The organism is Streptomyces sp. NPDC026206, from assembly GCF_040638465.1.
In the GTDB taxonomy this organism is placed as follows: domain Bacteria; phylum Actinomycetota; class Actinomycetes; order Streptomycetales; family Streptomycetaceae; genus Streptomyces.
The window spans coordinates 35,220-56,398 of record NZ_JBEZYL010000022.1 but is presented as its reverse complement, the minus strand read 5'-3'; the positions used below and the strand labels follow the sequence as shown (position 1 = coordinate 56,398).

General features: G+C 73.9%; 18 protein-coding genes. 9 read left to right on the top strand and 9 right to left on the bottom strand.

All coding sequences use genetic code 11. The features are described from left to right. The first annotated feature begins 102 nt into the window (after positions 1-102). The 4 genes from AB0F13_RS24885 to AB0F13_RS24870 all read left to right on the top strand — a co-directional run bounded on the left by AB0F13_RS24885 (position 103) and on the right by AB0F13_RS24870 (position 3,936). Positions 103-885 carry an electron transfer flavoprotein subunit beta/FixA family protein gene (locus tag AB0F13_RS24885; RefSeq protein ID WP_362086396.1) on the top strand — a complete coding sequence of 261 codons (783 nt, stop codon included), beginning with the start codon at positions 103-105 and terminating at the stop codon, positions 883-885. 57 nt (positions 886-942) lie between these two features. Further along, entirely contained in the window at positions 943-1,905 is a 963-nt protein-coding gene (locus AB0F13_RS24880) for an electron transfer flavoprotein subunit alpha/FixB family protein (RefSeq protein ID WP_362086393.1), read from the top strand. 196 nt (positions 1,906-2,101) lie between these two features. Beyond that, the gene (locus AB0F13_RS24875; protein ID WP_362086390.1) at positions 2,102-2,323 is read left to right on the top strand and encodes a hypothetical protein; all 222 of its coding nucleotides are present in this window, start codon (positions 2,102-2,104) and stop codon (positions 2,321-2,323) included. 323 nt (positions 2,324-2,646) lie between these two features. Next, positions 2,647-3,936 carry an aldolase/citrate lyase family protein gene (locus AB0F13_RS24870; RefSeq protein WP_362086387.1) on the top strand — a complete coding sequence of 430 codons (1,290 nt, stop codon included), beginning with the start codon at positions 2,647-2,649 and terminating at the stop codon, positions 3,934-3,936. Here the strand turns inward: AB0F13_RS24870 and AB0F13_RS24865 are convergent. Next, positions 3,933-4,922 carry a LacI family DNA-binding transcriptional regulator gene (locus AB0F13_RS24865; protein WP_362086468.1) on the bottom strand — a complete coding sequence of 330 codons (990 nt, stop codon included), beginning with the start codon at positions 4,920-4,922 and terminating at the stop codon, positions 3,933-3,935. The two genes, AB0F13_RS24870 and AB0F13_RS24865, sit on opposite strands and share 4 nt — an antisense overlap. A 211-nt stretch (positions 4,923-5,133) precedes the next feature. On the opposite strand from AB0F13_RS24865, the gene AB0F13_RS24860 reads away from it, so the two are divergent. Next, complete coding sequence (locus AB0F13_RS24860; protein WP_362086384.1) at positions 5,134-6,090, top strand: ROK family protein; 957 nt, start codon at positions 5,134-5,136, stop codon at positions 6,088-6,090. Between the two features lie 132 nt (positions 6,091-6,222). After that, positions 6,223-7,260 (top strand): NUDIX domain-containing protein, encoded by a 1,038-nt coding sequence (locus AB0F13_RS24855; RefSeq protein WP_362086381.1) that lies wholly within the window; start codon positions 6,223-6,225, stop codon positions 7,258-7,260. Between the two features lie 351 nt (positions 7,261-7,611). On the opposite strand, the gene AB0F13_RS24850 is transcribed toward AB0F13_RS24855, so the two are convergent. After that, positions 7,612-8,997 carry a dipeptidase gene (locus tag AB0F13_RS24850; RefSeq protein WP_362086378.1) on the bottom strand — a complete coding sequence of 462 codons (1,386 nt, stop codon included), beginning with the start codon at positions 8,995-8,997 and terminating at the stop codon, positions 7,612-7,614. 188 nt (positions 8,998-9,185) lie between these two features. On the opposite strand from AB0F13_RS24850, the gene AB0F13_RS24845 reads away from it, so the two are divergent. Beyond that, on the top strand, positions 9,186-10,415 hold the full coding sequence (locus AB0F13_RS24845) for a geranylgeranyl reductase family protein (RefSeq protein WP_362086375.1): 1,230 nt from the start codon (positions 9,186-9,188) through the stop codon (positions 10,413-10,415). Between the two features lie 235 nt (positions 10,416-10,650). Here the strand turns inward: AB0F13_RS24845 and AB0F13_RS24840 are convergent, their stop codons facing one another. Together AB0F13_RS24840 and AB0F13_RS24835 are read right to left on the bottom strand one after the other, a co-directional pair. Beyond that, complete coding sequence (locus AB0F13_RS24840) at positions 10,651-11,553, bottom strand: DUF2797 domain-containing protein (protein ID WP_362086372.1); 903 nt, start codon at positions 11,551-11,553, stop codon at positions 10,651-10,653. Between the two features lie 180 nt (positions 11,554-11,733). Then, entirely contained in the window at positions 11,734-12,963 is a 1,230-nt protein-coding gene (locus tag AB0F13_RS24835) for an MFS transporter (protein WP_362086369.1), read from the bottom strand. 17 nt (positions 12,964-12,980) lie between these two features. Here AB0F13_RS24835 and AB0F13_RS24830 point away from each other — a divergent pair, with 17 nt between their 5' ends. After that, on the top strand, positions 12,981-14,204 hold the full coding sequence (locus AB0F13_RS24830; protein ID WP_362086366.1) for an ROK family protein: 1,224 nt from the start codon (positions 12,981-12,983) through the stop codon (positions 14,202-14,204). A gap of 328 nt (positions 14,205-14,532) precedes the next feature. On the opposite strand, the gene AB0F13_RS24825 is transcribed toward AB0F13_RS24830, so the two are convergent. Together AB0F13_RS24825 and AB0F13_RS24820 are read right to left on the bottom strand one after the other, a co-directional pair. Continuing rightward, the gene (locus AB0F13_RS24825) at positions 14,533-15,105 is read right to left on the bottom strand and encodes an ATP-binding protein (protein ID WP_362086363.1); all 573 of its coding nucleotides are present in this window, start codon (positions 15,103-15,105) and stop codon (positions 14,533-14,535) included. Between the two features lie 216 nt (positions 15,106-15,321). Next, positions 15,322-15,651 carry a hypothetical protein gene (locus AB0F13_RS24820; protein WP_362086360.1) on the bottom strand — a complete coding sequence of 110 codons (330 nt, stop codon included), beginning with the start codon at positions 15,649-15,651 and terminating at the stop codon, positions 15,322-15,324. Between the two features lie 231 nt (positions 15,652-15,882). On the opposite strand from AB0F13_RS24820, the gene AB0F13_RS24815 reads away from it, so the two are divergent. After that, complete coding sequence (locus tag AB0F13_RS24815) at positions 15,883-16,971, top strand: PLP-dependent cysteine synthase family protein (protein ID WP_362086465.1); 1,089 nt, start codon at positions 15,883-15,885, stop codon at positions 16,969-16,971. Positions 16,972-17,010: 39 nt separating this feature from the next. Here the strand turns inward: AB0F13_RS24815 and AB0F13_RS24810 are convergent, their stop codons facing one another. From AB0F13_RS24810 to AB0F13_RS24800, 3 genes are all read right to left on the bottom strand, one after another. Next, positions 17,011-17,871: a DeoR/GlpR family DNA-binding transcription regulator gene (locus AB0F13_RS24810; protein ID WP_362086358.1), complete on the bottom strand. Its 861-nt coding sequence runs from the start codon at positions 17,869-17,871 to the stop codon at positions 17,011-17,013. 80 nt (positions 17,872-17,951) lie between these two features. After that, positions 17,952-20,369: a right-handed parallel beta-helix repeat-containing protein gene (locus AB0F13_RS24805; RefSeq protein WP_362086355.1), complete on the bottom strand. Its 2,418-nt coding sequence runs from the start codon at positions 20,367-20,369 to the stop codon at positions 17,952-17,954. Between the two features lie 97 nt (positions 20,370-20,466). Beyond that, on the bottom strand, positions 20,467-21,069 hold the full coding sequence (locus AB0F13_RS24800; RefSeq protein WP_362086352.1) for a hypothetical protein: 603 nt from the start codon (positions 21,067-21,069) through the stop codon (positions 20,467-20,469). Positions 21,070-21,179 lie beyond the last annotated feature (110 nt).

The window sequence follows — 21,179 nt, the reverse complement described above, 5'->3', positions numbered from 1 at the left end:
CTGGTCGGGCGCAGCCCGCACCGACCGGGGGTCCGCCCCACAAGGCGCCTATGCTGCGTGCCAAGGCAGCTTTGATAGAGACGATGCAGTAGGAGAGCCGGCGTGAGCTTGAGGATCGTTGTCTGTGTGAAGTACGTGCCCGACGCCACCGGCGACCGGCACTTCGCCGAGGACCTGACCGTCGACCGCGACGACGTGGACGGCCTGCTCTCGGAGCTCGACGAGTACGCGGTCGAGCAGGCGCTGCAGATCGCCGACGAGGCGGACGCCGAGATCACCGTGCTGACCGTCGGCCCCGAGGACGCCAAGGACGCGCTGCGCAAGGCGCTGTCCATGGGCGCCCACAAGGCCGTCCACGTCGAGGACGACGACCTGCACGGCACCGATGCGCTGGGCACCTCGCTGGTGCTGGCCAAGGCCATCGAGCACGTCGGCTACGACCTGGTCATCTCCGGCATGGCGTCCACCGACGGCGGCATGGGCGTCGTCCCGGCGATGCTCGCCGAGCGCCTGGGCGTGCCGCAGGTGACCCTGCTCTCCGAGGTCGCGGTCCAGGACGGCAAGGTGACCGGCCGCCGTGACGGCGACGCCGCCAGCGAGCAGCTGGAGGCCTCCCTCCCGGCCGTCGTGTCCGTGACCGACCAGTCCGGCGAGGCCCGCTACCCGTCCTTCAAGGGCATCATGGCCGCCAAGAAGAAGCCGGTGGAGTCCCTGGACCTCTCCGACCTCGGCATCGACGCCGACGAGGTCGGCCTCGAGGGCGCCTGGACCAAGGTCGACGAGGCCACGGAGCGCCCGGCCCGTACGGCCGGCACGATCGTCAAGGACGAGGGCGAGGGCGGCAAGCAGCTCGCCGAGTTCCTCGCGGGCCAGAAGTTCATCTGAGCTCCTGACACCCGATCCTCTCAACCGCCCTCGCAATTTTCGCAGGAGTGCAGATCCATGGCTGAAGTCCTCGTCTACGTCGACCACGTGGACGGCGCCGTCCGCAAGCCCACCCTTGAGCTGCTGACCCTCGCCCGCCGCATCGGCGAGCCCGTCGCCGTGCACCTCGGTGCCGGCGCCGACACGGCCGCCGCGACGCTCGCCGAGTACGGCGCGGTCAAGGTCCTCGCCGCCGACGCCGCCGAGTTCGCCGACTACCTCGTCGCGCCCAAGGTGGACGCGCTCGAGGCCGCGTACAACGCCGTCTCCCCGGCCGCCGTCCTCGTCCCCTCCTCCGCTGAGGGCAAGGAGATCGCGGCCCGCCTCGCGGTCCGCATCGGCTCCGGCATCATCACCGACGCCGTCGACCTGGAGGCCGGCGACGAGGGCCCGGTGGCCACGCAGTCCGTCTTCGCGGCCTCGTACTCCACCAGGTCCCGCGTCACCAAGGGCACCCCGGTCATCACCGTCAAGCCCAACTCCGCCGCCCCGGAGGCCGCCCCGGCCGCCGGCACGGTCGAGCAGCTGGCCGTCTCCTTCGGCGAGAAGTCCACCGGCACCAAGGTCGTCTCCCGCACCCCGCGCGAGTCCACCGGCCGCCCGGAGCTGACCGAGGCCGCGATCGTGGTCTCCGGCGGCCGCGGCGTGAACGGCGCCGAGAACTTCCCGCTCATCGAGTCCCTGGCCGACTCCCTCGGCGCGGCCGTCGGCGCCTCCCGCGCCGCCGTCGACGCCGGCTGGTACCCGCACACCAACCAGGTCGGCCAGACCGGCAAGTCCGTCTCGCCGCAGCTGTACATCGCGGCCGGCATCTCCGGCGCCATCCAGCACCGCGCCGGCATGCAGACCTCGAAGACGATCGTCGCCATCAACAAGGACGCCGAGGCCCCGATCTTCGAGCTCGTCGACTACGGCGTCGTCGGCGACCTCTTCCAGGTCGTCCCGCAGCTGACCGAGGAGATCACCTCCCGCAAGGGCTGATCCCCGGCGCACCGCCCGTGCCCTCCGCCCCCGGCCGTCCGGCCGGGGGCGGAGGGCTTCGTCGTGCCCGCCCGGGTGCCGCGTCCGTTTGGGTGACCTTGGGCGGTGCGGGGGTGTCCGCCGGAGCCGGACGCTGGAAGAGATACGGGCGGACCACTGGCCAGTGCGCGCGGCCGCGCGGATGCGAGGAAGACCCATGCAGAGTGACCGGACCGACACCGTGACGCGGTTCCTCCACGCCCTGAGCCCCGCGAGCCGCGAGGACGTCCAGCAGCTGCCGCGTGAGCAGCAGGAGAAGATGGCCGCGGAATGGGAGAACCACCTCCGCGACGACACGGACCTGATGTCGCTGAGCGAACTGGACCCGGCCACGGCCGAGAACCGGGCGGCGGAGGGCGTCGCCAGGGAATTCTTCTGACGCGGCGACGGTCGCCTGCGCCCCGTTCTCCGCTGCCACGACGGGCGGGGCCGGGCGCCGGTGGGGGACGACGCCGGGCCGCCGGGCGGAACGTCCGGGCGGACGCGTCCGACGGCCGGGCGCCGGGACGGCGATGGAAGAGGCCTGTTACCGCGGGCTTCCTCCCCGGAGGCCATGGGCTTCCCCGAAGGGTGGTTCCCGCTGCGCGGTGAGCCACCCTCCGTGCGTTCGCGGAGGCGGAGGTGTTGACCGCCTCGCTGTCGCCTGGCTAACTTCGCGGCTGCGGATGGTCGATTCCGCACAGCGGAAACGCGGAGGGTGGCATGGAGCAGCAGCGGACGGTCGCGACGACCTTCGGGCCCGCGGTGAGCGAACGGATCGGGGCCTCCCTTGCCGGCGTCGACGCGGAGCTCGCCCGGCGGTACCCGGGCGACCCGGGCACGCGGCAACCCGTTCACACCGTCTACGTCCCGGCCGACGTCTTCGCGGCCGGAACCATCCGCTCGTGGGGTGAGCAGGCACTCGCCGCCCTCGACGAACACGCCCCCGACGCGGGGAGTTTCGCCGCCGTGCTCGGCCTGCCCGACGAGCTCGCCGGGCCGGTGTACGAGCGCGTGCGGGCGAAGCTCGGGCGCGAGCCGGTCGAGGACCTGCGCATCGACTTCGAGGACGGCTACGGGCCGCGCCCCGACGCCGAGGAGGACGCGGCGGCGGCCAGTGCGGCACAGCTGGTGGCCGCGGCGTCCGGCGACGGCACCTCGGCTCCCTACATGGGCATCCGCATGAAGTGCATGGAGGCGGCCGTACGCGACCGGGGGATACGGACCCTCGACATCTTCCTCACCACCTTGACGGAGGCGGGCGGACTGCCCGGCGGGCTCGTGCTCACCCTGCCCAAGGTCACCTACCCCGAGCAGGTGACCGCGATGGTGCGGCTGGCCGAGGAGTTCGAGAAGGCCCACGGCGAGCAAGCCGGGCGCATCGGCTTCGAGATCCAGATCGAGACCACCCAGGCGGTGCTCGGCGCCGACGGCCGGGCCACCGTCGCCCGCCTGATCGACGCGGGGCAGGGGCGCGTCACCTCGCTGCACTACGGCACCTTCGACTACAGCGCCGCGTGCGGGGTCGCCGCCGCCCACCAGTCGCCGGACCACCCGGTGGCCGATCACGCGAAGGCCGTCATGCAGGCCGCGGCGGCCGGCACCGGGGTGCGGCTCTCGGACGGCTCGACCAACGTGCTGCCCGTCGGCGCGACCGCCGACGTCCACCGGGCCTGGCGCCTGCACCACCGGCTCGTGCGCCGCTCCCTGGCACGGGCGTACTACCAGGGCTGGGACATGCACCCGGGCCATCTGCCCACCCGTTACGCCGCCGTCTACGCCTTCTACCGCGAGGGGCTGGAGGCGGCCGCCGCACGCCTCGTGGCGTACACCGCCCGGGCCGGGGGAGCGGTGATGGACGAGCCGGCCACCGCCCGGGCGCTCAGCGGCTATCTGCTGCGCGGCCTGGACTGCGGCGCGCTGGACGCCCAGGAGGTGGCCGCTCTGACCGGGATGGGCCGCGCAGCCCTGGACCGGCTGGCGGGGCGTACGGGCGCCGGCTCCGCCGGCTAGGGCTCCACGGGCGGGAGTTCGCCGGAGCCCCGGGCGATGAGCCGTGTCGTCAGCTCCACGCGGCGCGGTGCGTCCTGGGCCCCGTCCAGGCGCCGGAACAGCAGTTCCGCGGCCGTACGGCCGAGGCGGGCGGCGTCCTGGGCGATCACGGTGATGCCGGGGGAGAGAAGGTCGGCGAGTTCGAGGTCGTCGAAGCCGACGAGGGCGACCGGCCGGGGCAGGCGGGCTATGACACGGATGACCGTGACGCTCACCCGGTTGTTCCCCGCGAACAGGGCGGTCACCGGCTGCGGCCCCGTCAGCATGCGCTCCGCCCCGGCTCGTACGTGCCCGGCGGCCGTGGGGCCCAGGGACACCCAGGAGTCGTCCACGGGCAGGCCCGCGTCGGCCATCGCGGCCCGGTAGCCCCGCAGCCGCTCGGCGGCGGTATGGATGCGGGGCCGGTCCCCGATGAAGCCGATGCGGCGGTGGCCGTGGGCGATCAGATGGGCCACGCCGTCGCGGGCGCCGCCGAAGCTGTCGGAGAGCACCGCGTCGGCGTCCAGCAGCCCGGCCGGGCGGTCGGCGAAGACGGTGGCCACGCCCGCCGCGATCTCGGGCTCCAGGTAGCGGTGGTCGTCGCCCGCCGGGATGACGATCAGGCCGTCGACGCGGCGGGCGCAGAAGGCCAGGGCCAACTCCCGCTCCCGCTCGGGGTCCTCGGCGCTGGAGCCGTTGATGAGGAGGGCGCCGTGCGCGCGGGCCACCTCTTCGACGGCCCGGTTCAGCGGTGCGTAGAACGGGTCGGCGAGATCCTCCAGGACCAGCCCGATGGAGGCGGTACGGCCCTTGCGCAGGATGCGGGCGCTGTCGTTGCGGCGGAAGCCGAGGGCCGTGATCGCCTCCCGCACGCGCCGCTCGGTGTCCGGGGTGACGCCCGGTTCGTCGTTCACCACGCGTGAGACGGTCTTCAGGCCCACCCCGGCGCGCGCGGCGACGTCCTTCATCGTCGGGCGGCTGCCGTAGCGGGGCTGCGGACCGCGGGGGGTCCCGGCGGTGCGGCGGCTGTCGGTCACGGGCGCTCGTCCTTTGCGCGGAGGGGCCTTGGATGCACGGAGGTGAGGTCGAGCATAGAGCCTGGACAACGTTGTCAGAGCCGGGGAGACTGATGCCCGGGCCACCCCCTTCGCACCCGCTGGACCAGGAGAGACCGTCACCGTGCATACCGTCCCCGGCGAGCTCGTCGCCGCTCTCGACATCGGCGGCACCAAGATCGCCGCGGCGCTGGTGGACGGCGGTGGCCGGCTGCTCGTACGCGCCCAGCAGCCGACTCCGGCGCGGGAGGACGCGGCGACCGTGATGGGCACGGTGGTGGCCGTTCTCGACGAGCTGGCCGCCTCCGCCCACTGGCCGCGAGTACGGGCCGTGGGCATCGGCAGCGCGGGGCCGGTCGACGCCCTCGCCGGAACGGTCAGCCCGGTCAACGTGCCCGGCTGGCGCGGGTTTCCGCTGGTCGCCGAGGTGTCCGGACGGGTGGCCGGCCTGCCGGTGGTACTGGTCGGCGACGGAGTGGCGATGACCGCCGCCGAACACTGGCAGGGCGCGGCCCGGGGCCGGGCCAACGCGCTGTGCATGGTGGTGTCCACCGGCGTCGGCGGCGGCCTCGTCCTCGACGGCCGCCTGCACACCGGACCTACAGGCAACGCCGGTCACATCGGGCACATCAGCGTCGACCTCGACGGCGATCCGTGCCCCTGCGGCGCCCGCGGCTGCGTGGAGCGCATCGCCAGCGGCCCGAACATCGCCCGCCGGGCGCTGGAGGCGGGCTGGCGCCCGGGGCCGGACGGCGACACGAGCGCCGCGGCCGTCGCGGGGGCGGCCGGCGCGGGCGACCCCGCCGCGCTGGCCTCCTTCGCCCGCGCGGCGCAGGCGCTGGCGGCGGGCATCGCGGCGACGGCCACGCTCGTCGAGATCGAGGTGGCCGTCGTAGGCGGCGGCGTCGCCGGCGCCGGAGAGATCCTCTTCGCCCCGCTGCGCGAACGCCTGCGCGACTACGCCGCGCTGTCCTTCGCCTCGGGCGTGGAGGTGCTCCCGGCGCGGCTCGGCTCCGACGCGGGGCTGGTGGGCGCGGCCGCGGCCGCGGCGGAGGAACTGGGGCTCTGGGGACGGCCGTGAGCCGCCCCGTGGGCCTCGCCCGGCGCCGCGACCCGAATGCCGCCCCATCCCGCTCGTACACGTTTGCGTGGCAGGGTGTTGCGGGCACGGTGTTCGGGGCACGTCACCGGGGGCTACGGAGAAGGGGGAACCGTGATCGTCTGGCTGAACGGTGCGTTCAGTGGGGGCAAGACCAGTACCGCGAAGGAACTGGCCGAACTCATCCCGGGCAGCAACCTCTACGACCCCGAGGTCACCGGCGGGGCGCTGCGGTACCTGCTGCCGCAGAAGAGACTGGGTGAGGTCGGCGACTACCAGGACCTGCCGGTCTGGCGGCGCATGGTCGTGGACACGGCGGCCGCGCTGCTCGCGGAGCTCGGCGGGGTGCTCATCGTGCCGATGACGCTGCTGCGCCAGGAGTACCGGGACGAGATCTTCGGGGCCCTGGCCGCCCGGCGTATCCAGGTCCGGCATGTGGTGCTGACGGCGGACGAAACGATCCTGCGGGGGCGCATCGAGGACCGGGTGGAGTTCCCGGACGACCCCGGGCGCAGCGAGTCCGTCCGGCAGTGGGCCCGTGCTCACCTCACGCCGTACCGCGAGGCGCTGACGTGGCTGCGCGACGACGCCCTCGCCGTGGACAACAGCCTCCTGACACCGCGTGAGACGGCCGAATGCGTCGCCGAGGCCGTACGCAACGGCACCGCGGGGTCCTGCCAGATCGTCGAGACCCCCGAGCCCACGGCCGCGACCCTCGCCTCGGGCGTCCTGCTCTTCGACGAGGACGACCGGGTGCTCCTTGTCGACCCCACCTACAAGCCCGGCTGGGAGTTCCCCGGCGGCATCGTCGAGCCTGGCGAGGCGCCCGCCCGGGCGGGCATGCGCGAGGTCGCCGAGGAGATCGGCATCGAACTCACCGCTGTGCCACGGCTGCTGGTCGTCGACTGGGAACCGCCGAAGCCGCCCGGCTTCGGCGGGTTGCGCTTCCTCTTCGACGGGGGGCGGCTGAACTCGGCCGATGCGCGGCGGTTGCTGTTGCCGGGAGCGGAGCTCCGGGGCTGGCGGTTCGTGACGGAGGAGGAGGCGGCCACGATGTTGCCGCCGGTGCGGTTGAGCCGGCTGCGGTGGGCTTTGCGGGCTCGTGAACGGGGGCGGCCGCTCAATCTTGAGGCGGGGGAGCCTGTGGGCTGACGCCCAGGTCGTTCGGGCGGGGGCGGGGGCGGGGGCGGGGGCGGGGGCGCCGCCGGTGTGGGGCTGGGGGCGGGGGCGGGGCGGGGAGGGCCCTTCTGGGGCTGGATTATTTACGGCCCGTTGCCCGTGTTTCCTTTGCTGCCCCGCACTTGGGCCGCAAATAACCCTTACGCCCCTGCCAGGGCCCTCCCCGCCCCGCCCCCTCCCGCCGGACGGCGGCCTCGGGTGGAGGGGGCTCGCCTCCTCCGGCGGCCTCCGGCTGGAGGGGGTGAGCGGGAGGAGTTGAGGGCCTGGGAGGAGGGGGACGTGGCCCGCCTCCTTCCGGGGAAGGGGGCAGGCGCGGGTGTGTCCTTAGCGCTTGCTCTCCGCGTATGTGGTGAGGAACAGGGCTTCTGCCAGGGAAAGGCGCTCCAGTTCCTGGGGGGAGACGCTCTCGTTCACCGCGTGGATCCGGGCCTCCGGCTCGCTCAGACCGATCAGCAGGATCTCCGTGCCGGGGTAGAGCGCGGCCAGGGTGTTGCACAGCGGGATCGAGCCGCCCATGCCGGCGGTCTGCATCTCCTCGCCCGGGTACGCGATGCGCATCGCCTCGGCCATCGACGCGTACGCCGGGCTGGTGGTGTCGGCGCGGAACGGCTGGCCCTGGCCGACCTGGTCGACCGCCACCCGGGCATGCCACGGGGTGGCGCTCTCAAGGTGTGCGGCCAGCAGCTTCGTCGCCTCCGCCGCGTCCATGCCCGGCGGCACCCGAAGGCTGATCAGCGCACGCGCGCTCGCGTGCACCGAGGGGGTGGCGCCGATGACCGGCGGGCAGTCGATGCCCAGCACGGTCACGGCCGGGCGGGCCCACAGGCGGTCGGCCACCGTGCCCGAGCCGATCAGGCCGACGCCGTCGAGTACCTTCGCGTCCTTGCGGAAGTCCTCCTCCGGGTACTGAAGGCCGTCCCAGGTGCCGTTCTCCTCCAGGCCGTTCACGGTGGTCGAGCCGTCCTCGGCGCGCAGCGAGTCGAGGACGCGGATCAGCGCGGCCAGCGCGTCCGGCGCGGCACCGCCGAACATGCCGGAGTGCAGATTGCCTTCGAGGGTGTCCACCTGGACACGTACCAGGGTCATGCCGCGCAGGGTCGCCGTCACGGTGGGCAGGCCGAGCCGGAAGTTGCCGGCGTCACCGATGACGATCGCATCGGCCGCCAGCAGCTCGGGGTGCGCCTCGGCGTAACGCTCCAGACCGCCGGTGCCCTGCTCCTCCGAGCCCTCGACGATGACCTTGACGTTGACCGGGACCCCGCCGTGCTCCTTGAGCGCCCGGAGGGCGGTCAGGTGCATGATCAGGCCGCCCTTGCAGTCGGCGGCGCCCCGCCCGTACCAGCGGCCGTCGCGCTCGGTCAGCTCGAACGGGGGAGAGACCCAGGCGGCCTCGTCCAGCGGCGGCTGGACGTCGTAGTGCGCGTACAGCAGGACCGTCGGGGCGCCGGCCGGGCCGGGCAGGTAGCCGAAGACCGACTGCGTGCCGTCGGGGGTGTCGAGGAGGGCCACGTCCTCGAAGCCCTCTGCGCGCAGCGCGCCGGCCACCCAGTGCGCGGCGGCCTCGCACTCGCTCCTGGGGAACTGAGCCTCGTCCGCGACCGACTTGAAGGCCACCAGCTCGGCCAGTTCGGTTCGCGCGCGGGACTGCAGCGAGGTGACGGTCGTCGCGAGCGCGGCCGGATCCGGCAGGCGGGTCGAGGACGTGTCCATGGAACGCTCCTTGTGGGCGCGGCGTTATGTCCGTACGTACGGGCGATTGCGTCACTGATCCTGCCATGGCCCGCCCGGGCGACCGCGCGGTGGTCCGCTCGTGGTTCCCACGGGCGCTCCGCCCGGCGGCGGGCCTTAGGATGCGGGCGGTAGCGGTAGCCGGTGATCGAATGGGAGTAGAAGCACAGGTGAGCAGCGACAACGCAGCCCGGGAAGCGGGCCGGGACGTACCCGAGACAAGCGAGCGCGTCTGGGACGTCGTGGTGGTGGGCGCGGGGCCGGCCGGCGCCTCGGCCGCACGCGCCGCGGCCGCCGCGGGCCGACGGGTGCTGCTCCTGGAGAAGGCCGAACTGCCGCGCTACAAGACCTGCGGAGGCGGCATCATCGGCCCCTCGCGCGACGCGCTGCCGCCCGGCTTCGAACTGCCGCTGCGCGACCGGGTGCACGCCGTCACCTTCTCCCTCAACGGGAAACTGACGCGCACCCGCCGCTCCAAGCGGATGCTCTTCGGTCTCATCAACCGGCCGGAGTTCGACGCCGGCCTGGTCGAGGTCGCCAAGGCCGCTGGTGCCGAGGTGCGCACGGGGGTGACGGTCTCCCGTGTCGAACAGCACGGCCCGTCCGTGCCCGACCGGCGCACCGTGGCCGTCGTCCTGGGCGACGGCAGCACGATCCACGCCCGCGCTGTCATCGGCGCGGACGGCAGCGCCGGGCGCATAGGGGCACACGTCGGAGTGAAGCTGGAGCAGGTGGACCTGGGCCTGGAGGCCGAGATCCCGGTGCCCCCCACCGTCGCCGAGGACTGGGCGGGCCGCGTCCATCTGGACTGGGGTCCCATTCCCGGCAGTTACGGCTGGGTCTTTCCCAAGGGCGACACCTTGACCGTCGGAGTGATCTCGGCGCGCGGCGAGGGCGCCGCCACCAAGCGCTACCTGGACGACTTCATCGCCCGCCTCGGGCTGGCGGGCTTCGAGCCGAGCATCTCCTCCGGGCACCTGACCCGCTGCCGGTCCGACGACTCCCCCCTTTCCCGCGGCCGTGTCATCGTCTGCGGCGACGCGGCCGGGCTCCTCGAGCCCTGGACCCGGGAGGGCATCTCCTTCGCCCTGCGCTCGGGCCGCCTGGCGGGGGAGTGGGCCGTACGGATCGCCGAGGCGCAGGACGCGGTCGACGCGCGCCGCCAGGCCCTCAACTACGCCTTCGCGGTCAAGGCGGGGCTCGGCGTCGAGATGGGTGTCGGGCGCCGCATGCTCACTCTCTTCGAGCGCCGCCCCGGCCTCATACACGCCGCGGTCACCGGCTTCCCGCCGGCCTGGCGCGCCTTCGCCAGGATCACCCGCGGTTCCACCACTCTGGCCGAGATCGTCCGCACCCACCCGCTGGCCCGCCGCACACTTTCGGCCATGGACCGGCACTGACGGTCCCCGAGCAGCCGGTGACGGCCCCTGGCCGACCTCCGGCGGGAGGGGGCGGGGCGGGGAGGGCCCTGGCAGGGGCGTAAGGGTTATTTGCGGCCCAAGTGCGGGGTAGCAAAGGAAACACGGGCAACGGGCCGTAAATAATCCAGCCCCAGAAGGGCCCTCCCCGCCCCGCCCCCGCCCCACCACCGGTGGGTACCGAGGACCGTAACCGGGCGCGACCGCATCGGCGGCGTCAGAAAAGGACCTCCGGCCCAGCAGGCGGCGGCATCCGTATCGCCGCGGTCCGAGCCGTCGTCACCGCGTCCGGTGCAGCCGCCGAGAGAGCCCACCCCGCCAGCTGCCGCGCGTCGACGAGCAGCAACCGCCCGTCCGCCCCGTCGAGGTACACATCCGGGCCTGCCACGGCCGTCACCCGGCCCGCCACCGTGCGCCCGGCGGCGAGCTCCACCAGCTCATGTCCGGGCCGGATCCCCTCCAGGTGGAACGCCGCGTCATGGTGCACCGGCGTGAAGGCCAGTACCGCCAGCGACTCCGGCAGGCCCTCGAGCCCCCGCGCCCGCTCGTGCAGCCCGGCCAGCTCCGCGGCCCTCAGCCCCTGTGAGGGCAGGGGGACGCGGGCGGCGCGCTTGGCCGCGTACGGAAAGCGGTCCGGAACGGCAAGCGCCGCCCCCAGCACCGCCTCCGCCCTGCGCGCCGCCATCAGGGGGCCGCACCCGAGCAGGGCGTGGGACAGTGCGGCCTGTTCCAGCAGCCGGGCGCCCGCCCGCTCGGCGGCGGTGATGCCGGCCTTGACCAGGCCGGGGCCGAACCATGCGAGGTAGACGTCGTACGGGCGGGGGTCGTCGGCGATGGTGTCGGCCGCCACCGAATGCGACCGGTCCAGCCTGGCGCAGTCCCCGCACTGCGCCGACACGGCACTGCACGGCACCTCCGCCCCGGCAGGACAGGGGGTGTGCCGGCCGCCTCTGCGTACTCCGACGCAGCGTCGCCGCTCGCCCGTGGTGAACGCCAGCGGCCGCCCCGGCGGCAACGGGGACAGCCGCTCACCACGCACCGGGTGCCGCCACACCAGCGCGGGCCCCGAGGCGCTCCACCGCAGCCCGGCGCACTGCCACCGCTCACTCTCCGGACCCATGCCTGCCCACCCCTTCCGCGTGACAGCCTGCCGAAGCCGATGTGCCCATGGTGTCAGCGGCCACTGACAACGCGTGCGGCAGCGGCCAGGGCACCTTTAACACGCGCGCAGCGGCCGGGTCACTGACAACGCGTGCGGGCAGCAGCCGGCCCCCGGGGCAGCGCAGGGCAGCGGCCGGTGTCACCCGCGCGGGGCCGCGACCGCGCCCCGGGTGCCGTACGCGATCAGCGCCGCCACGGCCGCGAGCCCGGCGACCGTGGTCAGTGCCACGGGCAGCGAGAACCGGTCCGCGAGGAAGCCGATGGCCGGCGGCCCCAGCAGCATCCCGCCGTAGCCGAGCGTGGACGCGCCGGCGACGCCGCCCGGGCCGGCCAGCTCCCCGGCCCGGCCGATGGCGACGGGGAAGGCGTTGGCCAGTCCGAGCCCGGTGATCGCGAAGCCGGCGAACGCCGCCCAGACCGTCGGCGCCAGCGAACCGATGAGCATGCCCAGCGCGGCGGTCGCACCGCCGGCCACCAGCACCCTCGTCTGTCCCAGCCGCTCCAGGAGCGCGGTGCCGGTCAGCCGCCCGAGGGTCATGGCGAGCGCGAAGGCGGCGTAGCCTGCGGCGGCGACTCCCGGCCGGGCCGTCAGGTCCTGCTCAAGGTGGAGCGCGCCCCAGTCCGCGAGCGCCCCCTCGCCGTAGGACGTGCACAGGGCGATCACGCCGAAGACGGCGATCAGCCGGCGTTCCCGCCCACTGGGGCGCCCACCGGGCGCGGCCGGTGCGGGCGTCGTGCGCGCCGGCGGGCGGGGCGCGGGGTGGGTGAGGAGGGCGCGTCCGGCCCCGGCGGCGACGACGAGCCCGGCGGCGCTCAGGAGCAGGAGGTGGTGTGTAGCCGAAAGGTCACCGGCGACCAGCCCGCCGAGGCCCGCGCCGAGCATCCCGCCCACGCTGAACGCGGCGTGGAAGCCGGGCATCACCGGCCTGCGCAGCGCCGCGACGAGGTCGACGGCCGCGCTGTTCATGGCGACGTTGATGCCGCCGTAGGCGGCACCGAAGACGAGGAGGACCAGCCCGAGGGCGAGGGCGGAGTGGGCGAGTGGGGGCAGCGCGATGCCCAGGGACATCAGGAGCGCGGAGACGACCGTGACCGGATGGCTGCCGAAGCGCCGGCACAGGCGGCCTGTCACCATCATGGTGGCCACTGCGCCGGCCGACACGCCGAGCAGGGCCATGCCGAGGTCACCGGCGGAGGCGCCGGTCTGTTCCTTGATCGCGGGGATGCGGACCACCCAGCCGGCGAACAGAAAGCCGTCGAGGGCGAAGAAGAGGGTCAGGGCGGTACGGAGGCGGCGCAGGGCGGGATCGTCCGAAAGGGGACGCTCGCCGCGCAGAAGGGCCGTCCGTATTTTGTTTAGCGTCGGCACAAAGTCAGAATAGGGGCGTGACCCAGACTCGGACAACACGTTTGGAGCGGGGCCGCGGCGCCCTCGGCCCGGCACTGGCGCTCGTACACACCGGCCGCGCGCCCACGCGCGCCGTCCTCACCGCCGAACTCGGCGTGACCCGCGCGACCGCCGGCGCCGTGGCGGCCGAGCTGGAGGCGCTGGGGCTGATCCAGGTCGACCCGCGCCCGGTGGCCCCGGCCGGCTCCCAGGGACGCCCCTCGCACCGGCTCTCCATCGCGCCGAACGGCCCGGTCGTCCTCGCCGCGCAGATCCACGCCGACGGCTTCCGCGCCGCCCTCGTCGGCCTCGGCGGCCGGATGGTCGCCACCGCACCCGGCTGCATGACGGTGCCCGCGGATCCCGCGCACATCATCGACGCCGTGGTCGAGGCCGGTGCGGGGCTGCTGCGGGAGACCGGCCGCCGCTGTCTGGGCGCCGGGCTCGCGGTGCCCTCGGCCGTCGCCGAGCCGGACGGCACGGCGCTCAACCCGCTGCACCTGTCCTGGCCCGCGGGCGCTCCGGTGCGCGAGCTCTTCACCGAGGCACTCGCCAAGGCCGGCGTGCTCGGCCCCGGAGCCGCCCCGGTCGCAGGCGTCGCGGGCAACGACGTCAACCTCGCCGCCCTCGCCGAGCACCGCCACGGCGCGGGCCGCGGCGCCCGGCACCTGCTGTGCGTGGCCACCGGCCACCGCGGCGTCGGCGGGGCGCTCGTCGTCGACGGCCGCCTGCACACCGGCAGTTCCGGCCTCGCCCTGGAGGTCGGCCACCTCACCGTCAACCCCGCGGGCCTGCCCTGCCACTGCGGCAGCCGCGGCTGCCTCGACGTCGAGACCGACCCCCTGGCCTTCCTCACCGCCGCCGGCCGCGAACCGGGCCCCGCCGTGTCGCTGCTGCAGCGCTCGCGTGACCTGCTCCGTTCGGAGTACGCCGACCCGGCCGTGCGCAGCGCGGCCGAGCTGATCGTCGACCGGCTGGGCCTGGGCCTCGCGGGGCTGGTGAACATGCTCAACCCGGACCGCATCGTCCTGGGCGGGCTCCACCGCGAGCTGCTGGAGGCCGACCCGGAGCGGCTGCGCGCCGTCGTCGCGGACCGCAGCCTGTGGGGCCGCAGCGGCAGCGTCCCGATCCTGTCCGGCACGCTCGAGCACAACAGCCTCATCGGCGCCGCGGAGGCGGCCTGGCAGCCCGTTCTGGACGACCCCCTGGCGGCGCTCGGCTGAGCCGGCGCGCGCGTCGGCCCGCACGTGGGCGCGCGATGTACTCCCCCTGCGGTAGCCGGACGGCCGACCGCTGTACGACACCGGGGAGGCGCCCGGCGAGGAGGACCGGTGGTGACGGACGTACCGTCACTACCGGAAGAACGGGAAGCCTCATGGACCTGATGACCGCGTGGGGACCCGGTGACCCGCGTTCGCACGGCAGCGGGCCTTCGGCGGGCCGGCCCGTCGAGCCGGCGCACAGGGCAAGGGCGGCCGCGCGCGGCATGACGTCCCTGCAGGTGACGTCCCTGCCGCAGCCTCGTCCGCCGTTCCCCTGCCCGCCGCCGGGTCAGCTGTGGACGGCGGACCGGGCCCGGGAGTGCGTACGCAGCGCCGCCGGCCGCAGCCTCACCGGGGCGCCCGCGAACGCGGATTCCTCAAGAGTCGTGAGCCCGAGCGGCGGCCGGTCGAAGGAGACGGTGCTCTCGGTGTCCCGGGCGGCCCTGGGGGCGCCGGCGGAGGCGCTCTGCGGAACGGGAAGGGTGAACCAGACGACCTTTCCGCCGTCGTGACGCTCCTTCACGCCCCAGCTGGAGCTGACCGCGGCGACGAGGGCGAGACCGCGCCCGTGGGTGCTGTCGGTCCCGGGGTCACCGATGGTCGGCAGGCGGGGGTCGTGATCCCGCACCGAGACCGTGAGCCGGTCCATCATGAGGTCGATCTCGACCGTGCAGCGTTTGTCCGGCTCGGCATGCTGGTGAACGTTGGTCAAAAGCTCGGTGACGCCGAGCGCGGCAAGCTCGATGAGCGGATCGAGATGCCAGTAGCGCAACTGCGCAGATACGATTCTGCGGACCTGACCGATCCGCGGCGGCAGAGCCTGGAGCTCCACGGTGCAGTGCTTGTTCACTCGGCTGATCACGGCTGCGACTCCCTGAAGAAGTAGGGCTAGCCTGATTCAGATACGCGTGACGAACGCGCCTTTTCCGGACCGGCGGCGCCCGGCCGTCCATCCGGTCGGCGGGAACCAGCCCGGAGCCTCACCACTGGCCCCGAGCGTGACCGCCGACAACCCTCAGTGATGCCGGTACGAATAAAGCGTCGACTCTCGCGGCGACCTTCGCAACTCCTGTACCCCTCAGTGCTTCGTCGTGCTTCCGTGCGCCGATCGCACGACCTCCAGGAAACGGTTGACCGCGGCCGCTCCGCCGCTCTCGGAGGCGGCGCCGGCACCGCCCAGGGTGAGCACGTAGCGGTTGCCGTTCACCCTCGCCCGTGCCCGGTCCCGGGTCGAGAACCACGGCTTGCTGGCCTGGACCGAGTTCACCGGCGCACTGTCGATCTCCCGGCCGTAGCTGGTCAGCAGCTCAAGCCTGCCGTCCTGGATCTTCACCTGCCCGGCCCGCGTGAGGGAGCGGCGGGAACGTTCGATCCGCACCCCTGTCGCGTTGAACTCCGGTTCCGTCACGGCGCACCACCTCTCCGGCCGAATGGGCTCCTTCCGTGCGCAGTCTGCCCGCGAGGAGGCCCGCGCACCAGTGCACCTTTATGATCGAAACGCCCGAGTGATCCATATGAGTCCGGACGGACGGCGTCCGGCGGCCATCGGCATCGTGAGGAGCGGCGCGTGAACGCCACAGCGCACCCGGGGGCGGCCGGCGCGGCGAAACCGCCCTCCGGCGGCTCCACCGCCACGACCATCGACGTCGACCGCAGCGACCCCGCGTACCGCGCCTGGCTCAAGGAGGCGGTCCGCAAGGTCCAGGCCGACGCCAACCGCTCCGCCGACACCCACCTGCTGCGCTTCCCGCTGCCCCCGGAGTGGGGGATCGACCTCTACTTCAAGGACGAGTCCACCCACCCGACCGGCAGCCTCAAGCACCGCCTGGCCCGCTCGCTGTTCCTCTACGGCCTGTGCAACGGCTGGATCCGCCCCGAGGCCTGCGTCATCGAGGCCTCCAGCGGCTCCACCGCCGTCTCCGAGGCGTACTTCGCCAAGCTGATCGGCGTGCCCTTCATCGCCGTCATGCCGCGCACGACGAGCCGGGAGAAGTGCCGGCTGATCGAATTCCACGGCGGCCGGTGCCATTTCGTGGACGATCCCCGGGCGATGTACGAGGAGGCCGCCGCCCTCGCCCGGCGCTCCGGCGGCCACTACATCGACCAGTTCACCTATGCGGAACGGGCCACCGACTGGCGCGGCAACAACAACATCGCCGAGTCGATCTACAGCCAGCTCCGGCTGGAGCGGTACCCCGAGCCGGCCTGGATCGTCGCCACGGCGGGCACCGGCGGCACCTCGGCGACCATCGCCCGCTACACGCGCTACATGCAGTACGACACCCGCGTCTGCGTCGCCGACCCCGAGAACTCCTGCTTCTTCGACGGCTGGCGCGACCACGATCCGGCCGCGCGCAGCGACCGCGGCTCGCGCATCGAGGGCATCGGCCGACCGCGCATGGAACCGAGCTTCGTACCGGGCGCGATCGACCGGATGATGAAGGTCCCGGACGCCGCCAGCGTCGCGGCCGTACGCGCCCTGGAGCAGGCCATCGGCCGCAAGGCGGGCGGCTCCACCGGCACCGGGCTGTGGAGCTCGCTGAAGATCGTCGCGGAGATGGTGGGCGAGGGGCGCACGGGCAGCGTCGTCACCCTCATCTGCGACCCGGGCGAGCGCTACCTCGACAAGTACTACTCCGACGCCTGGCTCGCCGAACAGGGCCTGGACATCCAGCCCTACGCCATGGCGATCACCGCATTCCTGGCGACCGGCCGCTGGCCCTGCTGACCCCAGGCCCGGTGCGCACCCGGGCGGACGGCACCCGCGTCAGTGCACGGGGCGGCGGATGTCCGTGGCGTCCGCCGAGGCAGGGGCCACCACCAGCTCCGGCAGCCGCTCGGCGATCTCCGCTCTTGCCCGGGCCGGCAGCCCGGCGTCCGTCACCAGCGCGTCGACCTCCTCCAGCGCGGCGAACGAGCTCAGCCCGACCGTCCCCCACTTCGTGTGGTCCGCCAGCACCACGACCCGCCGCGCCGAGCGCACGAAGTGACGGTTCGTCTCGGCCTCCGCGAGGTTCGGCGTCGACAGGCCGGCCGCCACGGATATGCCGTGCACCCCGATGAACAGCACATCGAAGTGGAGCGAGCGGATCGCCGCGTCCGCCACCGGCCCGACCAGCGTGTCCGACGGCGTGCGCACCCCGCCCGTCAGCACGACCGTCGCCGCACCCGGCCGGGCCGCCGGGCCGGACGACGTGACCGAACGCTGGGCACTGTGGAACACATCGGCCACCCTGACCGAGTTCGTCACGACCGTCAGATCCGGGACGTCCACCAGCTGCTGCGCCAGGGCGAAGGCCGTCGTGCCGCCCGCCAGCGCTATCGCGCTGCCCCGTGCGGCCATCCCCGCCGCGGCGCGCGCGATGTCCTCCTTGGCACTGAGCTCCAGCGCCGACTTCGCCTCGAAACCGGGCTCGTGCGTGGTCGCCTGGGCCACCGGCACCGCACCGCCGTGCACCTTTTCCACGGCCCCCTGCCGGGCCAGCGCGTCCAGATCGCGGCGGACCGTCATGTCCGAGACCTTCAGACGCCGCGTCAGCTCATTGACCCGCACCCCGCCGCGCCGCCTGACCTCGTCGAGGATCAGGGCGCGCCGCTGCTCCGCCAGGAGGTTCTGGTTGTCGCTCACCCGGACCGTCCTTTCCGGTCGACCACCGCTCACCATGCGGGCACATCCTCCCACGCACGTATGACAACGGCCGGTCCCGCTCAGACCGGGGGCAGCTGCGGCAGGTCCTGCGGGTACAGCAGGGTCAGGTCGTCGGTGCTCGGCGCCGGCAACTGCGCCACCCGGCCCGCGTGCCGCTCCACCATCGCCTCGAAAGTCTGCCGGGCGGTACGGCCGTTGCCGAACGCCGGGCCCTTGGGGACGGCCGTGAAATAGCGCAGCAGCGCCTCGGCCGCACCCTCGCCGATGCGGTACTCGTGCTCGTCCGCCTGCTGCCGCACGATGCACAGCAGCTCGTCCGGCGCGTAGTCACTGAAGGTGATGGTGCGTGAGAATCGGGAGGCCACACCGGGGTTGACGGTCAGGAAACGCTCCATCTCGGCGGTGTAGCCGGCGACGATGACCACCACCTCGTCCCGGTGGTCCTCCATCAGCTTCACCAGGGTGTCGATGGCCTCGCGGCCGAAGTCCCGCCCGGAGTCCTCCGGGCACAGCGCGTACGCCTCGTCGATGAAGAGCACCCCGCCACGGGCCCGGTCGAACGCCTCCTGGGTGCGCAGGGCCGTGGAGCCGATGTGCTCGCCCACCAGGTCCACCCGCGACACCTCCACCAGATGGCCGCGCTCCAGCACGCCCAGAGAAGCGAGGATCTCACCGTAGAGACGGGCGACGGTGGTCTTGCCGGTGCCGGGGGAGCCGGTGAAGACCAGGTGCCGGCGGACGGAGGCGGCCTTGAGCCCCGCCTGCAGACGGCGGCGGCCGACCTCGATCATGTCCGTCAGCGCGCGGACCTCGCGCTTGACGCTCTCCAGGCCGACCAACGCGTCGAGTTCACCGAGCACGGCCGACGAGGGCCGCGCCGGCTCCGCGGCGGCCGCGGGCCCGGCAGCGACGGGCGGGCGCGGGCCCGGTACCCCGTTCGCCGGCGGCGCGGGCCGCACGGCCGTCTCCACGACGGCCACGCGCGAGGCGTGAACCGCCCCCGGGGCCCCGCCCTCGTCGCTCGTACAGCCGTGACTGACCGGCCCCTCCTCGGCGAACTCGTAGCCGCCGCGGGCACACCGCTCCGTGCGGCACGCCGTCAGGGTCGCGTGACAGCCGTCGATGACGTGGAAGCCGTAGCCGCTGCTGCCCGTCACCCGGCAGCCGTCGAACGTACCGCGGCCCTCCGCCGACACGTAGAAGCCCGCCTCCGCCGGCGAGGTCACCGTGCAGCGCTCGACGACGGGGTCCGCGCCCTTGGTGACGATGACCCCGGTCGACGTGGCGTCCACGTCGCAGCCCGCCAGTGTGCCGCCGCTGCCGGGGCCGCGGAACCAGACGCCGGTGGTGGCCTCCCGGATGCGGCAGTCGTCCAGGCGCGCGCTCGCACCGCCGCTCACCGACACGGCGGTCCCGCGCACCAGGGACAGGTCGCTGTCGCGGACCTCCGCGCGCGAGCCCCGGTCCAGGACGAACAGCGCGTCCGGCACGTCGTGCACCCGGCAGGAGGCGAGAACGGCACTCGCCCCGTCGCTCACCCACACCGCCGGATAGTCGCCCGTGCTGTCGTGGATCTCGCTCCCGTTCGCCTCCACCCGTGTGCCCGGGTCCCACACCGACAGGCCGTTGCGCCCGAACCGGCGCACGGTCGAGCGCGTCATCGTCAGCACCGACCGCGAGCGCAGGTCGACCGCGTTCTCCGGCACGTCGTGGATGTCGCAGTCGGCCAGGGTCAGCACGGCGTCGGTGTCCAGGGTCACGCCGTCGCCGGACGTACGGTGCACCCGGCAGTCCGTCAGGCGCCCGGCGGCGCGCGAGGCCACCTGCACCCCGGCGCCCGTGATCTCGTACACCTCGCAGCCGACCGCCTCCAGGGCGCTGCCCTCACCGGTCAGCGACAGCCCCGCCCCACGGGCGTGGTGCACCCGGCAGCGCTCCAGGCGCGGTTCGGCCCCGCCGCGGACGCTGACGCCCGCCTGCCCGGCCGCCACCACCTCGCACTCCTCGAAGAGGCCGCCCGCGCGGTCCAGCACGCTGATGCCGACGCCGCCGGGGTTCTCGACGGTGCAGCGGCGCACCGTCGGCCGGGCCCCGCCGCGCACCTCGATGCCGGCCGCCGAGCGCGTCACCACCCGCAGACCGGCCAGGTCCGGCGACGCGCCGTCCTCGACCAGGAGCGCCGGCTCGGCCGCGTCGTGGCCCTCGATCCACAGGTCGCGCAGGGTCGCTGAGGCCCGTACGGTCACGGCGACACCCTCGGCCGGGGCGATGCGCACCGAGCCGCGCGCGCCCTCGCTGCCCCGCAGGGTGACGGCCCGGGCCAGGACGAGGTTCTCCCGGTAGGTGCCGGGCGCCACGGACAGCACATCGCCGTCGGCCGCCGCCTCCAGGGCCGATGCGAGGGAGTCGTACTCTCCCGTACGCCGCCGCCAGCGCGCCGTGCCGGTGTGCGTCACCTGGACCGAGCCCTGTGCCATGGTGCTGCTGTGCCCCCACCTCGAGTGTGTGTGCATCCGGGACGGACGAGTACCGGCCGCCCCACCGTAGCGCGCGTGCGGCACGGTAGTTGACCGCTCAGCTCCCCGCGTCCGCCCGCCCCCAGGTGTGCGCGGCCCGTTCCCACGCCCGGTCCCACTGCGCGTACCGCCGTTGCGTGAGCCGCCATACGACCAGCCGGCGCGCCCCTTCGAGCAGGCCGGCCACGGCGGCGGCCGTGCCGAGACCGGCGAGCACCGCGTGCACCGTGGCGGTGGCACCGTCCATGGGCCGGCCCGCGACCTGCCCCCGGTCGTCCGTCCACAGCGCGAACCGCTCGCCGGGGCGGGCGGGCTGACGGACGGCCACCAGCGCGGTCCGGGCCCGGTCCCCGGGCGCCTGCCAGCGGGCGAGGACCCTGCGGTAGTCCTCGCGCCCGGCGGTGGACTCGTGGTCGGTGCCGTCGGAGCCGCCCGATACGGAGCGCAGAGCGATGGCGCTCACCAGATGCCGGTGCCGGTGCTGCTCGTGGACCGTCTCCCGCAGCGCCTCATGGGCGAGGGAGCCGGTGACCCAGCCGAGAGCCGGCCCCACGACGAGCATCAGCAGCACGGCGGCCGCTCCCGCCCAGGCTTCGAGGACATCGCTCCGGCGGCGCAGCGGATTGCGTCGCCACCGCCATACGAACGTCGTCGCGCGCATGGTGCTCACCCCCTACGCGTCCGTAAATACCTCATACAGGGCGTCGCATGCGGAGGAAGGCGGCGGAGAGAGCAAAATCACCCCTTGTGGAGGTCGGCCGCGGCGGCGCG

Coding starts and splice junctions, on each gene's coding strand:
- AB0F13_RS24880 (WP_362086393.1), top strand. CDS start 943: ATGGCTGAAGTCCTCGTCTACGTCGACCACGTGGACGGCGCCGTCCGC.
- AB0F13_RS24875 (WP_362086390.1), top strand. CDS start 2,102: ATGCAGAGTGACCGGACCGACACCGTGACGCGGTTCCTCCACGCCCTG.
- AB0F13_RS24870 (WP_362086387.1), top strand. CDS start 2,647: ATGGAGCAGCAGCGGACGGTCGCGACGACCTTCGGGCCCGCGGTGAGC.
- AB0F13_RS24865 (WP_362086468.1), bottom strand. CDS start 4,922: ATGAAGGACGTCGCCGCGCGCGCCGGGGTGGGCCTGAAGACCGTCTCA.
- AB0F13_RS24850 (WP_362086378.1), bottom strand. CDS start 8,997: ATGGACACGTCCTCGACCCGCCTGCCGGATCCGGCCGCGCTCGCGACG.
- AB0F13_RS24840 (WP_362086372.1), bottom strand. CDS start 11,553: ATGGGTCCGGAGAGTGAGCGGTGGCAGTGCGCCGGGCTGCGGTGGAGC.
- AB0F13_RS24805 (WP_362086355.1), bottom strand. CDS start 20,369: ATGGCACAGGGCTCGGTCCAGGTGACGCACACCGGCACGGCGCGCTGG.
- AB0F13_RS24800 (WP_362086352.1), bottom strand. CDS start 21,069: ATGCGCGCGACGACGTTCGTATGGCGGTGGCGACGCAATCCGCTGCGC.